The organism is Auraticoccus cholistanensis (genome assembly GCF_009742705.1).
In the GTDB taxonomy this organism is placed as follows: Bacteria; Actinomycetota; Actinomycetes; order Propionibacteriales; family Propionibacteriaceae; genus Auraticoccus; species Auraticoccus cholistanensis.
In genome coordinates this window covers 293,799-307,412 of record NZ_WPCU01000005.1, presented here as the reverse complement: position 1 = coordinate 307,412, position 13,614 = coordinate 293,799, and the positions used below count along the sequence as shown (strand labels likewise).

Genomic DNA, 13,614 nt, shown 5'->3' with positions numbered 1-13,614 from the left:
TGCACCCGCACCCACACGTCGGCGACTCGCCCGACGCTCGTCCGCCGCCCGCGCTGGCCGGCTGCCCCCCTCCGCCGCTTCACAGCCGGTAGGGGCGCTCCACAGCCGTTGCAGCGGCTGTGAGGGCGAGGTGACGGCTGTGAAGGCGGACCGGAGCGGCTGTGAGGGCGAGGTGACGGCTGTGAGGCGACGGCGGTGAAGGCGGACCGGAGCGGCTGTGAGGGCGGACCGGAGCGGCTGTGAGGAGGTGTCCCGGCAGGGCCCAGGGGCGGTCCCGGGCGTGGACGGGGCAGGGGTGCGGCGTCGCTAGAGTGAGGGCCATGACCGCACACTTTGATGTCGTAGTCCTCGGTGGGGGTCCCGGAGGGTACGTCGCCGCCATCCGCGCCTCGCAGCTGGGCCTGAAGACCGCAGTGATCGAGGAGAAGTACTGGGGCGGGGTGTGCCTCAACGTCGGCTGCATCCCGACCAAGGCACTGCTGCGCAACGCCGAGCTGGCCCACATCTTCACCGCCGAGGCCAAGACCTTCGGCATCTCCGGTGACGTGAGCTTCGACTTCGGCGTCGCCCACAAGCGCAGCCGCGGTGTCGCCGACCGGATGGTCAAGGGTGTGCACTTCCTGATGAAGAAGAACAAGATCACCGAGATCAACGGCTGGGGCACCTTCACCGACGCCCGCACCATCTCGGTGAAGACCTCCGACGGCGGCGAGGAGACGGTCACCTTCGACAACGCCATCATCGCGGTCGGCGCGGTCACCCGGCTGCTGCCCGGCACCCAGCGCAGCGAGCGCGTGGTGACCTACGAGGAGCAGATCCTCACCGACGACCTGCCCGGCTCGATCGTGATCGCCGGCGCCGGCGCCATCGGCGTCGAGTTCGCCTACGTGATGGCCAACTACGGCGTGGACGTCACCATCGTGGAGTACTTCGACCGGATGGTGCCGCTGGAGGAGCCGGAGGTCGCCCAGGAGCTGGCCAAGGCCTACAAGCGGCTCGGCGTGAAGGTGCTGACCTCGACCAAGGTGGAGTCCATCGACGACTCCGGGGACAAGGTGAAGGTGACCGTGTCCCCGGCCGCGGGCGGCGACTCCCAGGTGCTCGAGGCCGACAAGGTGCTGCAGGCCATCGGCTTCGCCCCCCGCACCCAGGGCTACGGCCTGGAGAACACCGGCGTCGAGCTCACCGAGCGGGGCGCGATCGCGGTCGACGACTACATGCGCACCAACGTGCCGAACGTCTACGCCATCGGCGACGTCACCGCCAAGCTGATGCTGGCCCACACCGCCGAGGCCCAGGGGGTCGTGGCCGCCGAGACCATCGCGGGGGCCGAGACGATGGCCATCAACTACGACATGGTGCCCCGGGCCACCTACTGCCAGCCGCAGATCGGCTCCTTCGGCTACACCGAGGCCAAGGCCAAGGAGCTCGGCTACGACGTCAAGGTGGCGAAGTTCCCCTTCACCGCGAACGGCAAGGCCCACGGCCTGGGCGACGCCACCGGGTTCGTCAAGGTGGTGGCCGACGCCACCCACGGCGAGCTGCTGGGCGCCCACATGATCGGCCCGGACGTCACCGAGCTGCTGCCCGAGCTGACCCTGGCCCAGCTGTGGGACCTCACCGCGGAAGAGGTGGCCCGCAACATCCACGCCCACCCGACGCTGTCGGAGGCGCTCAAGGAGGCCGTCGAGGGCGTCGCCGGCCACATGATCAACCTCTGAGCCAGCACCCACGCTCGACCGGCGGGGCCCGGGTCCGCGCTGCGGCCCGGGCCTCGTCGCGTCCGTGACGCCGCCCGGCGCCACGGCTCGGCCGTCGGACCGCGCGTATGCTTCGGCGCCGTGACCACGAGCCCCCGCGACGCGCTGCTGGAGCGGGCGGTCGCCTGGTTCGCCAGCAACGGAGTCGGGGAGACGAGCCTGCGCTCGCTGGCGGCCGGCATCGGGACCAGCCACCGGATGCTCATCTACCACTTCGGCTCCAAGGAGGGGCTGCTGGCGGCGGTGGTCGAGGACGTCTGGCGCCAGCAGCAGACCGTGCTGGACGACCTGCTCGCCGACGCCGCCGACCCGCTCGCGGCGGCCTGGTCGTTCTGGGACCAGCTCGCCGACGCCAACGACGTCTTCGCACCGCTGTTCTTCGAGCTCTCCGCCTCGGCGATGCAGGGCCACGCCTGGGCGGCGTCGCTGCGCACCTGGATGTCGGTGTGGAACGACACCCTCGCCCGGCTCTTCCGGGGTCTCGGACACCCTCCGCAGCGCGCCGACGTGCTCGGCCGGACCGCGCTGGCCGTGACCCGCGGGACGCTGTTCGAGCTCGCGCTGACCGGGGACCGGGCGGCGGCGGACGAGACGGTGCGCGCGTTCCTGGAGTCGACCAGGCGACCCGGCTGAGCGGCGTCCGAGCCGGTTGCTCAGCCGGCGTCCTCGGAGCGCACCGCGCGGCGCAGGTCCTCGGCGACGAAGCGGGCCAGCTCGCGGGCGAGCCGCCCCGGCTGGTCCTGCGGCACCAGGGTGTAGCTGTCCTCGATCTCCACGAGACGGGCGCGGGGCAGCAGCCGGGCCAGCCGGGGCCCGTGCTCGCGGGGCATCAGCCGGTCCTCGCTCGCCCACACCACGAGCGTCGGACGGTGGAACGTCTCCAGCCGGTCGGCGAGCGCCGCCAGCTCGGCGCGGGAGGGGGTCGACAGCGCGAAGGTCCGCAGGTCCCGTCGCACCCCGGCGTCCTGCTGCGCCGGACGGAACCACCGGTCCATGACGTCGTCGGGCACGGGGTGCTTGCTCATCCAGCCCCAGGCGCCGGGCGCCCGACGGAACCACCGGTAGCGCTGCAGCTGCATGGCCAGCCAGAGCAGACCGGGGATCCGGGCGCTGGTGGCCACCGCCCGGCCCGGCAGCCCGGGCGGGAAGTTGTCGAAGGCCTCGCAGGCGACCAGCACCGCGCCCGCGATCCGCTCGGTCGGCCCCTCGGCCAGCAGGAACTGCGCGCCGCCCCAGTCGTTGAGCACGAGGGTCACCTCGTGCAGGTCGAGCGCCTCGAGGAGCTCGCCGACCATGGCGGCGACACCGCGGTGCGTCACCAGCTCCGGGCGTCGCACCGGGCGGCGGTGGCTGCCCAGCGGCAGCGTGGGGCACACGCACCGGTAGCCCGGGCCGAGCTCGGCCACCACGCGGCTCCACAGGGTGGCGTCCATGTTGACGCCGTGCAGCATCACCAGCACCGGGCCGTCCCCGCCGCTGTCGGTGTACTCGATCTCGCCCGCACTAAGCGCCACCGTGGCCATCGTCGCTCCTCCGTCCGTCGTCCTCGACGACCCCGAATGTACCAGGTGGTACATGGTCGGAGACGGATCTCGGAGGAGGACCGGGGTCGAGCCCGGGTCCCGGACCCGTGCCGCGTCCGGCCGGTCCGGTTGCGTACGCTGGCGCCTCGGCCGGACCGGTGACGAGCAGGACGGGAGGGCGGTGCGTGTGAGCTCCTTCGACGAGAGGACCCGGCGGTGAGGCGGTGGCCGGTCCGCGCCGCCGCGGCCCGGTTGGGTCCGCCGCTGCTGGCGCTCCTGCTGGTGGCCTGCTCCACCACGGACCGGCCGGCGGGGGAGAACCCCGCCGGGACGCCGTCCGCGTCGGTCGCACCCGGCAGCGCGTCCGTCGCCACCCCGGCGCCCAGCCCCGGCCCGACGTCTGCCAGCCCGAGCTCGCCCACCCCGACGCCCACCCCGCAGCGTCAGCAGCTGCCCCGCGGCGGCACCGAGGTCTTCCCCGAGCACCGCCTGGTCGGCTTCTCCGGCTACCCCGGCTCGCCGGCGCTGGGCCGGATGGGTGTCGGCCGCCTCGACGACCGGGTCGAGGAGATGATCGAGGTCGGCGAGGACTACACCGCCGGCGGGCGTCGTCCGCTGCCGGTGCTGGAGCTGATCGCCACCATGGTCCACTCCACGCCCGGGCCCGACGGCAGCTACCGCACCCGCGTCGACGACGACGTCGTCGCCGACCACCTCGAGGCCGCCCGTCGCCACGACGCCCTGCTGCTGCTCAACATCCAGCCCGGTCGCGCCGACATGCTGGCGGAGGTGCAGCACTACGAGCGGTGGCTCTCCGAGCCCGACGTGGGCGTCGCGCTGGACCCGGAGTGGGCGGTGGGGGAGGACGAGGTCCCAGGCCGGGTCTTCGGCTCCACCACCGGTGCCGAGCTGGACGAGATCGCCGGCTGGCTCGACGAGCTCACCGAGCGGGAGCGGCTGCCGGAGAAGGTCATGCTGTACCACCAGCTGCGGGTCGACATCGTCGAGGACCCCGAGGACCTCGAGGCCGAGGAGCACGAGCACCTGGCGGTGGTCGTCTCCATCGACGGCATCGGCCCGCCCGGGGCGAAGCGGAAGACCTACGAGGCCATCTCGAGGACGGTGCCCGGCGGCGTCCACCACGGCTTCAAGCTGTTCTACGAGGAGGACGCCGAGGGCTCGTCGCGGCTGATGACGCCGGAGGAGGTCATGGACCTCGAGCCGCGGCCGGAGTACGTCCTCTACGAGTGAGCGCCCCACGCCGTGGACGTCGTGCGGCAGGATGAGGCCATGGACGCCGAGCGAGAACTCTGGTTGACCGGTGACCCCGAGGCCGACGCGCTGCTGTCGCGGGACCTGAACGCGCTGCTGATCGGGATGACCCTGGACCAGCAGATCCCGATGGAGAAGGCGTTCAGCGGCCCGGCGGTGATCGCCCGGCGGATGGGCGGACGGCTGGACGTGGCGGCCATCGCCCAGCTGCCGGTGGAGGACTTCGTCGCGCTGTGCTCGGAGCGTCCCGCCGTGCACCGGTTCCCCGGCTCGATGGGCGCCCGCGTGCACCAGGTCTGCCAGGCCCTGGTGCGGGACTGGGAGGGCGACGCCCGCACCCTGGTGGAGACCGCCCCCGACGGCGCCGAGCTGCGACGCCGGATCGAGGCGCTGCCGGGCTTCGGGCGCCAGAAGGCGTCGATCTTCGTGGCGCTGCTGGGCAAGCAGCTCGGGGTCGCCGCCGACGGCTGGCAGCAGGCGGCCGGCGAGTACGGCCAGGACGGCTACCGGTCGGTGGCCGACGTGGTCGACGAGGCCTCGCTGCAGAAGGTGCGCGAGCACAAGAAGATGGTCAAGGCGCAGGCGAAGGCGGCCCGGGCCACCACCGACGTCCCGGCCGGCTGACCCGTGGAGCCGCTGCCCGTCTCCTACTACGTCTCCGCCGTGGTCGTCACCGTCGCGGTGGTGCTCGGCCCGGTGCTGCTCGCGGTGCTGCTGGTGCGGCGCACCAGCGTGCCGGCCCGCGCCATCTGGGTGGGGGTGCTGACCTTCGCGGTCGCCCAGCTCTTCACCCGGCTGCCGCTGATGAGCGCCGTGCAGGCCGGTGCGGGTGGGTGGGTGCTGGCCCACCCCGTGCTGTGGCTGGTCCTGCTGTGCCTCAGCGCCGGTGTCTTCGAGGAGGGCGCCCGCTGGCTCGGGTTCCGCTTCCTGCTACCCGGTGAGCCCGACCGGCGTGCCGTCCCGGTGGGGGCGGGCGTCGGTCACGGCGGTCTGGAGGCCGTGGTCCTCGTCGGCGTCACGGTCGGGACGACCGCGCTGACCTACGCGGTGCTCGGCTCGGGCCAGCTGCCGTCCGGCTCGCTGCCGCCCGAGGCGGTGAGCGCCCTGCAGACCCAGCGGGACGCCCTGGCCCAGCTCGGCGCCGCCGGTCAGCTGGCCGCGCTCTGGGAGCGGGTGGTGGCGATGGGGGTGCACGTCGTGCTCAGCGTGCTGGTGTTCCGCGCGGTCCGGGACCGTCGGCTGCCGCTGCTGGTGCTGGCGGTCCTGCTGCACGCCGGCTTCAACGCGGTCCCGCTGCTGCTCCAGCCGCACCTGGAGCCGGGCCTGGCGACCACCTGGCTGCTCGAGCTGGCGCTGACCGTGGCCGCGGTCGTGCTGGCCGCGGTGGTGTGGCTGGTGGTGCGGGCCCGCACCGCCGAGCCGGCTCCGGCGACGGTCGGGGGCGCCGGTGAGTGAGCACGGCCCCCGCACCGGCACGCCACCGCTGGTGGTGGTCGGCGCGGCCTTCGTGGACGACCTCCTCCGTCCCACCCGGGTGCTGGCGGCCCGCCGGCGCAACGGCGACCTGGCCGGCGGCTGGGAGTTCCCCGGCGGCAAGGTGGAGCCCGGCGAGGAGCCCACCGACGCGCTGCTCCGCGAGCTGGCCGAGGAGCTGGGGCTGGGGGCCGTCCGGCTGGGCGGCGAGCTCGGGCCTCCCGGGAAGGGCTGGCCGCTGCCGAACGGGGCGGTGCTGCGCATCTGGTGGGCCGTCACCGACGAGGCCCTCGAGCCTGGGCCCGACCACGACGCCGTGCGCTGGCTCGGAGCCGAGGGGGTGCTGGACGTGGCCTGGCTGCCGGGCGACGTCCCGATCGCGGAGGAGCTCGCCGGCAGCTGGCTGCACCGCTGAGGAGGCTCAGCGGATCGCGCCGACCCGGCTCAGCCGATCGCGCCGACGCGGCTCAGTGGATCGCGCCGACGCGGCTCAATCGATCGCGCCGACCCGGCGACGCAACCCCTCGAGCAGCACCGGCCAGTCGGTGAACCGGGAGCGGTCGGCGAGGTTGTCCTCGTTCCAGCCGCCGTGCTGCAGGTGCAGCTCGGTCCCGCCGGCGGCGGGGGCGAAGCGCACCAGCACCTGGCTGGCCACCCCGGTCTCGTGGGCCAGCAGGAAGGAGTGGCTGAGCAGCATGCCCGGCTGCCACAGCGTGATGGTGCCCCAGACGTACTCGGCCCCGTCGGCGTGCTCCTCGACGATGGAGCCCCCCAGGCGTCGCTCGACCCGGACACCGGTGAAGGTCTGCGCGTCCGCGGTGTACATCGGGTCCCACCACGAGCCCAGGTCGGTGTAGGTGTCGAAGGCTCGCGCCGGCGGGCACGCCAGCTCGGTGCGGTACTCCAGGGGTGCGGTGCTCACGACCACCACCCTGCCACGGGACCGGCCGGCCGGTGGGCTGCCGGCCCCGTGGACGGTGGACGAGTCAGATCCCGTCCGGGACGGGACGGCTGGCGAGGTCGAGGTGCACCACGACGCGGTTGAACAGCCGGGACGCCGCCTCGGGGCTGACCACGCTGGGGCGCGGCTGCTCGGCCAGGTGGTACAGCAGCGGCGCGGCCTCGGCCACACCCATCGTCGCCGCCACCTGGGTGCAGCGCCGGGCGGTCTCGCGGACCACGTCGGCCTCGATCGTCCACAGCGCCTCGAAGAGGCGGTCGCGGTCGGGGACCGTGGTCTGCCCGGGCAGCTCACGGGCCAGCAGGGCGGCCGGCAGCTCGAAGGAGTCGCACACGACGAGCCACTCGCGCGCGATCGGCGATTCGGCGGGGAAGTCCACCCGGACCAGTCCGGCGTCGACCTCCTCGGGGGTCGGCTCGACACCGCCGAAGCTGCCCATCACCAGCGCCTTCTCCGCCACCCGGGCCAGCTCGACCCAGCGGGCGCGGGAGGGCTCCCAGAACCGGGTCTCCTGGAAGGACCCGATCAGGACCGGGCGCTCGGCGCGGGCGCAGAACTCGTCCTCGATGGCCCAGGACAGACCGATCAGGGTCTGCTTGCCGAGCCGGTGGACCTCCTCGTCGGGGAAGAGTGCGGTGACGTGGTCGAAGACCGACTCCACCTTCTCCTCGGTCCTGTCAACCACGGTCGTCATGCCCCCACCTGCGAGGCCGGAATGCTTTCCATGGCCCGACAGCCTACAGATCGCCGCGCTTTCCGCGGGCGGCCCGCCTCCGGGCCTTCGCACCCCGGCCGGCGGTCACGACGTCTGCGCCGTCCAGCCGGCCAGCGTGACGCCGACCTCGTCCTCGACCGCCCTCGGGCTGCTGCCGCGGTAGTTGCTGATCATGGCGAAGACGTAGTCGCGGCCGTCGGCGCCGCTGACGTAGCCCGACAGCGCGGTGACGCCGGTCAGCGACCCCGTCTTGCCGCGCAGGTTCCCCGCGGCCGGCGTGTCCCGCATCCGCGAGCGCAGCGTCCCGCCGACGAAGCGCTCCGGGACGCCCGCCACGGGCAGCGACGTCCGGTACACCTCGAACCACGGCTCGTCGGTGAAGGCCCGCAGCGCCGAGGTGAGCGTGGTGGGGCTGATCCGGTTCGCCCGCGCGAGCCCGGAGCCGTCGGCCAGCGACAGGCCGGTGACGTCGACGCCGTCGTCGGCCACGAAGTCCTCCACCAGCGCGACCCCGGCCGTCCAGCTGCCCGGCTGGCCGGACTGCGCCGCCATGGTCTTGACCAGCGTCTCGGCGTGCATGTTGTTGGACAGCTTCATGAAGGGGGTCATGAGCTCCGACAGCGGCATGGACTCGTCGCGGGCGACGCGTCGAGCTCCCGCGCCGGCGGTGCCCTCGGCGACCTCCCGGCGCACCCGCACGCCCTCGTCGGCGAGCGCCTCGGCGAAGACGGTGGCGGCCAGCAGCTCCGGCTGGTCCACGGTCACCCAGGTCTCGTCGACGCCGTCGTCGGCCGGGACGCGCCCGGTCAGCACGATCTGGTTGGTGTCGGGGTTCCGGGTGATGTCGAGGGTGCTGTCCTCACCGGCCGCCACGGTGGTGGTGCGGTTGACGACCTCGACGTACTCCGCGGCGCTGGCGGGGACGACCTGCACCGCGGCCTCCTCACCGAGGTCGGTCCCGGGGGACGTCTCCACGATGACGGTGCCGGAGTCGTAGTCGGTGTCGGGTGCCAGCGTGAGCGCGCTGATCTGGGCGGCGTAGTAGTACGGCGCGTCGTCCGGGTCCCAGCCGGGGTGGTAGGCCTGCTGCTCGAAGTAGGTGTCGTCGGCGAGCACCCGGCCGGTCACCGTGCGGATGCCCGCCGCCCGGACCTGCTCGGCCAGGTCGGCGTAGTCCTCGGCGAGCGCGGTGGGGTCGCCGTAGCCCTTGAGGACGAGGTCGCCGCGCAGCACGCCACGGCCGCTCACCTCGCCGTCGAGCAGGACGTCGGTGTGGAACCGGTAGCTCCCGCCGAGGGTGTCCAGCGCGGCGGCCCCGGTCAGCAGCTTGGTGTTGGAGGCGGGGATCAGCGGGGTGCTGCCGTGCCGGTCGAACAGCACGGTGCCGTCGCCCTCGTCGACCACGCGCAGCCCGGTGGTGCCGTTCTCGACGCGCGGGTCGTCCAGGACGGCGGTCAGGGCGTCGGCGAGCGCCGGGTCGGCGGGGGAGGCGTGTGCGGGGACGGCGGCGCCGACGGAGAGCGCCACGGCGAGGGCGGCCGCGAGTCCGACGGCACGTCCGGGACGGCGGCGGGGGAGGGGAGGCAGGGTCACGACGATCACGTCTCCTGGAGGGGTGGGTGGGAGCGGGACGTGGGACGAACCTAGCCCCGCGGGGCGGGCACGGGAAGAGCCCGGGCCGTGCCGGGCCCGGGCTCCTCCTGCGCGTGCGTGGTCCGTCAGCCGACCCGACGTCCGTCGGTGACCACCACGGTGGGCGCGAACCCGTCTGCCTCGGCCACCACCCGCACCGAGAGCACGGTGCCGGCGTCGTCCTCGGTGACCCGGTGCTGGCGGCCGGTGGCCGCCGCGACGGGCTCGCCGTCGCGCAGCCACTGGTGCTGCACCTCGACGCCGTGCTCCCGCCAGCGGGCGGGCACGACGGTCAGCACCGAGCCGACGGCGGCCCGGCCGCGCAGCACGGGCCCGGCCACCGGCTCCAGCAGCGGGCCCACCGCCCCGGTGTAGGCGGCGACCGCCTGCTGCAGCTCCTCGGTGGCGGCCACCAGGTCGGCGTGGGAGACCGCCCCCGCGCCGTCGAGCGCCGCGAGCACCTGCTCGGCGCGCTCCAGCGCGTCGCCGACCGGGCGGTAGGTCCCGGTCGTGGTCGGGGCGTACCGACGGGCCTGCTCGACGGCCGCTGCGAGCGGCCGGGAGTCCACCACCGCCAGCGACACGTCGCGGTGGGCGCCGGAGCCGAACTCGAACCGCAGCCCGGAGTCACCCGGCGTGCGGGAGGTCAGGAAGCTGCGGGCGATGACGTAGCGGTCCTCCTCGACGGTGTAGTCGCCGGCGTCGAGGCTCCCCAGCACGTTGCCCTCCGGACCGATGTAGCGCAGCCCGGTGACCTCGTCGCCGTCGGGGTCGACGGTGAAGGCGACCTGGTTGGCGTCGTCGTCGGCCCGGTCGGGGTCGAGGTCGAAGGTGGCGGCCCCGGGGAAGACCTGCGGGTCGGTGGGGGCGGCCTCGGGGCCGTAGACCTCGATCTCGGTCAGCGTCGGGCTGTACTGCTGGCCCGCCACCAGACCGGTGAGCAGCACCCGCAGCGCCGAGCTGCGCACGGTGCCGAAGCCGCTGACCACGTGGTCGTGGCCGATGCCGTCGGTGCCCTCGGCGAAGGTCACCCAGTCGCCGGTGGCGGCGTCGCGACGCTGCAGCTCGAAGGACTGCACGCGCGGATCGGTCCCCGAGTCGGTGTACTCGTCGAGCTGCACCTCGTCGAAGACGGTCTCGGCGCCGAGGTCGAGGTCGATGCTGATCGGCCAGCTGGCGTCGTCGGCGGCGGCCCACCGGGTGGTGGGGTCGCCGTCGACGAGCTTGTCCGCCGACAGCGCGAAGTTGTTGTGCGGGTGGGTCGAGCTGGCCGTCGCCGTGGCGCCCAGGGCGAGGTTGGGCCGGTCCTCGCCGTCCTCGTCCTCGATCGGGTCCTCGTCGACCGGGTTCTCCACCTGCTCACCGACCGGCAGCTCGTGCAGCCCGATGTCGATGCCGTCGCCGTAGTAGAGGTGGGTGCCGAAGAAGTCGGCGTCGCCCACGTTGGGGTTGTAGCGGCCGGCGTCGACCAGCGGCGAGGTGGGGCGCAGCGCGAAGGGGGCCGCCGAGTCCACGACGTCCTCCACGCCGCCGTCGCGGTCGTAGGCGGCGGGGTCCCCGACGAACTGCGGGTCGGCGGTCACCGCCGCGTCGTCCTCCGGCTGGTCGGGCGCGGGCACGCCGCCGGACTCGTAGAAGGCGTTGTGGGAGAACCGGGCGAGCCGGAACGCGTCCTCGTGACGCGACCACGGGGTCGGGGTGTCGGAGGTGTTGTAGAAGACGTTGTTGAGGAAGTAGACGGTGTCGAGGAACGTCTCGTCGTGGACGTGGTCCATGGCCGCGCCGTCGTAGACGAAGACGTTGTTGGTGAAGTAGGTCGGCGAGTAGTTCGTCGAGAGCATGTTCTTCACCAGCACGCCGTTGTCGTTGACGCTCAGGTTGTAGCGGGCCACGGAGTTCGAGCTGTTGCCCATGTAGGCCATCCAGCCGGCGGCGTTGTCGTGGGAGTAGTTGTACTCGTAGGTGACGTTGAAGTTCGTGTACTCCAGGTCCCACGGAGTTCCGTCGTACTCGTCGTAGGGTCCGCCGTAGACCTCGTTGTAGCGCATCACCGAGTCCGCACCGGCCCACAGGTAGAGGGCGCACGAGACGCCCTCGTAGCGCTGCAGGTAGCCGTTGACCTCGTTGTACTCGACGACCATGTCCTTGGTGTTGGCCAGCTGGATGGCGCCCTGGCCGATGTTCTCGGCGTAGTTGTGGCCGATGTAGACGTCGCGGCTGTACAGGTCGCGCTCGCGCACCCACAGCTGCTCCCAGCCCTCGTGGAACTTGCCGGTCTCGTCGTACTGGCCGGAGGCGGCGTCGCGGTCGAAGAACCAGTTGAAGGCGAACTGGATGGCGTGCAGCTCGACGTCGCGGAAGGTGTTGTCCTCGATGCGGACGTCGGAGAAGTAGTACGCGCTCTCCTCGTAGCTCGCGTAGCGGTCGGCGCCGAAGACCTGGAAGACCACGCCGCCGTAGTGGATCTGCTGCCAGGTGCTGGGCCCGTCGACGTGGTGCACGTCCACCCCCGAGATCCGGAAGTGGTCCATGATCTTGTCCTCGCCGTCGGCGAACAGGTCGGCGTTGATGGTGATCGAGATGCCGTCCCGCACCACGTTGCCGCGGGTGATGTCGGTGCTGAAGTCGTCGTCGTTGGAGATCTGCAGGTCGTGGATCTCCCAGTGCTGCTGGTTGCGCAGCACGACCGCGCCGGTCAGGCCGACCGTCTGCGGGTTCTTGGTGGTGCCGGTGGTGAAGGGGCTGGGCACCTGGCCGTCCACCGCCACGTAGGGCTTGGCGGCGTCCTCGTCGCCGTAGGCGTCGATGACGATGGGGCGGCCCTCCTCGCCGGAGCCCTTGGGCCACAGCTGCTGGCCGTGCCAGGTCTCCCCGGCCTGGAGCAGCACCCGGTCGCCCGGGGCGAAGGTGACCTCGCTGACCCGGGTCAGGTTCTGCCAGGCCTGCTCGGGCGAGGTGCCGGCGGCGGCGTCGTCGCCGTCCGTGGCGTCGACGAAGTAGTCGGTGCCGCCGTAGGGGTTGGCGTCGTTGCCCGACCAGCCGTCGTCGGCCGGCGCCTGGTCGACCGCGTCGGCCGGCGCCTGGTCGACCGCGGCGGCCGGGTCGGCGGCGGCCCAGGGCAGGGCGAGCACCATCAGCAGGGCGGCCAGGGTGGCCAGCACGCGGGAGCGGTGCGGGGCGGGGGAGCGGGGGTGGGATCTCATCACGAGGAGCGGTCCTCCAGGTCGGTGGTGGTGGCGAGGCGTTCGGGGTGGATGTCGATGTCGGCGCGGGCCCGGCGCCGCTCCAGGTGCTGGTCGAGGAGCTCGGCGGTGAGCGCCTCACGGAGCCGGGGCCGGTACTCCGCGAGGGCGGCCTCGCGGTCGGTGCTGAGGCCGAGCAGACCGTGACGCTCGACGATGTCGCCGCTGCGGTGCGGGGCGGCGAGCTGACCGACCTCGAGGGTGCTGGCGGTGGCCAGCAGCTGGCCCTGCGGCGAGCCGGGGGAGTGGCGCACGCCCCCGTCCACCTCGCTGCGCCGGACGTCGGCGTCCGCGCACCCCGGCGCCCGCTGCAGGGTCTCGGCGTCGAGCTGGGTGGTCGGTGCCAGCAGGTCGGCGCACCCGGGCAGCTCGGCGGCTGCGACGGGTACCCGGAGGGTCACCACCTGGTAGGTGGTGGCGTTGGTCGCCCAGTCCTCGGCGTGGGCGTCGTAGTAGGCCTCGACGGCGGCGTCGTCGACCTGCAGGGGTGCCGCGGGTCCCTCGCTGAGCCGCTGCCCCAGCTCGGTGCGGACGGCGGCCAGCAGGTGGTCGTAGAACTCGCTCGGTCCGAAGCTGGTGAGGCCGTAGACGACGTCACCGCGCGCGAGCGCGGCCGACCGCCGGCTGTTGGTGTCCTCGCGGGCGGCCATCAGCGCGTCGAGGTCGACGTCGTCGACGATGCCCTGCTCCTGGGCGACCAGCAGCAGCACCTTGTCGTCCAGGGCCTGCTCGAGCGCCCGCTCCCGGAGCAGCTCGCCGGCGTCGCGGCCGGTCCGGCGGGCCTCGTCCTGCACCGCGACGTCGAGGCGCTGCATGTGGAAGGCCACCTCGGCGCGGCTGACGTGGTACCCGTCCACGCTGGCCACCGGCCGGGGGAGCAGTGCCACCGCGACGGCGACGGCCAGGGCCACGACGGCGGTCGCGGCAAGAAACCACCTGCGCACGGACAACTCCTCACGGACGGCACCAGTGGTCGGATCAGTGCCGCGCGGTTGGAGGAGTCCTGTGCTGGGGAAGACCAGCACGACGCGGCAGG

Annotated in this window: 12 protein-coding genes; 6 read left to right on the top strand and 6 right to left on the bottom strand. The window is 73.2% G+C overall.

All coding sequences use genetic code 11. The annotated features are described in order from the left end of the window. The first annotated feature begins 320 nt into the window (after positions 1-320). Both lpdA and GC722_RS07335 read left to right on the top strand, forming a co-directional pair. Entirely contained in the window at positions 321-1,721 is a 1,401-nt protein-coding gene (gene lpdA, locus GC722_RS07340) for a dihydrolipoyl dehydrogenase (protein ID WP_156609356.1), read from the top strand. Positions 1,722-1,841: 120 nt separating this feature from the next. Further along, the gene (locus GC722_RS07335) at positions 1,842-2,393 is read left to right on the top strand and encodes a TetR/AcrR family transcriptional regulator (RefSeq protein ID WP_331714495.1); all 552 of its coding nucleotides are present in this window, start codon (positions 1,842-1,844) and stop codon (positions 2,391-2,393) included. Positions 2,394-2,413: 20 nt separating this feature from the next. Here GC722_RS07335 and GC722_RS07330 read toward each other — a convergent pair whose 3' ends face one another. Further along, a complete protein-coding gene (locus tag GC722_RS07330; protein WP_156609354.1) occupies positions 2,414-3,283 on the bottom strand; it encodes an alpha/beta fold hydrolase in 870 nt (289 codons plus the stop codon). A 216-nt stretch (positions 3,284-3,499) separates the two neighbouring features. On the opposite strand from GC722_RS07330, the gene GC722_RS07325 reads away from it, so the two are divergent. From GC722_RS07325 to GC722_RS07310, 4 genes are read left to right on the top strand one after another with little or no spacing between them, the layout of a single operon-like run. Continuing rightward, the gene (locus tag GC722_RS07325; protein WP_156609353.1) at positions 3,500-4,534 is read left to right on the top strand and encodes a hypothetical protein; all 1,035 of its coding nucleotides are present in this window, start codon (positions 3,500-3,502) and stop codon (positions 4,532-4,534) included. Between the two features lie 39 nt (positions 4,535-4,573). After that, positions 4,574-5,179 carry an HhH-GPD-type base excision DNA repair protein gene (locus GC722_RS07320; RefSeq protein WP_156609352.1) on the top strand — a complete coding sequence of 202 codons (606 nt, stop codon included), beginning with the start codon at positions 4,574-4,576 and terminating at the stop codon, positions 5,177-5,179. A gap of 3 nt (positions 5,180-5,182) precedes the next feature. Further along, on the top strand, positions 5,183-6,010 hold the full coding sequence (locus tag GC722_RS07315) for a YhfC family glutamic-type intramembrane protease (protein ID WP_156609351.1): 828 nt from the start codon (positions 5,183-5,185) through the stop codon (positions 6,008-6,010). Beyond that, the gene (locus GC722_RS07310; protein WP_331714494.1) at positions 6,003-6,443 is read left to right on the top strand and encodes an NUDIX domain-containing protein; all 441 of its coding nucleotides are present in this window, start codon (positions 6,003-6,005) and stop codon (positions 6,441-6,443) included. The genes GC722_RS07315 and GC722_RS07310 overlap by 8 nt, the downstream gene beginning before the upstream one ends. A gap of 75 nt (positions 6,444-6,518) precedes the next feature. On the opposite strand, the gene GC722_RS07305 is transcribed toward GC722_RS07310, so the two are convergent. The 5 genes from GC722_RS07305 to GC722_RS07285 all read right to left on the bottom strand — a co-directional run bounded on the left by GC722_RS07305 (position 6,519) and on the right by GC722_RS07285 (position 13,522). Next, positions 6,519-6,950, bottom strand: coding sequence for an SRPBCC domain-containing protein (locus GC722_RS07305; protein ID WP_156609350.1), 432 nt, complete (start codon positions 6,948-6,950; stop codon positions 6,519-6,521). A gap of 64 nt (positions 6,951-7,014) precedes the next feature. After that, positions 7,015-7,683, bottom strand: a complete 669-nt coding sequence (locus tag GC722_RS07300) for a DICT sensory domain-containing protein (protein WP_156609349.1) — start codon at positions 7,681-7,683, stop codon at positions 7,015-7,017. 105 nt (positions 7,684-7,788) lie between these two features. Continuing rightward, positions 7,789-9,297: a D-alanyl-D-alanine carboxypeptidase/D-alanyl-D-alanine endopeptidase gene (gene dacB / locus GC722_RS07295; protein ID WP_197429888.1), complete on the bottom strand. Its 1,509-nt coding sequence runs from the start codon at positions 9,295-9,297 to the stop codon at positions 7,789-7,791. Between the two features lie 125 nt (positions 9,298-9,422). Next, complete coding sequence (locus tag GC722_RS07290; RefSeq protein WP_231747598.1) at positions 9,423-12,539, bottom strand: discoidin domain-containing protein; 3,117 nt, start codon at positions 12,537-12,539, stop codon at positions 9,423-9,425. Then, on the bottom strand, positions 12,539-13,522 hold the full coding sequence (locus GC722_RS07285; RefSeq protein WP_156609346.1) for a hypothetical protein: 984 nt from the start codon (positions 13,520-13,522) through the stop codon (positions 12,539-12,541). Before GC722_RS07285 ends, GC722_RS07290 begins: the two co-directional genes overlap by 1 nt. Positions 13,523-13,614 lie beyond the last annotated feature (92 nt).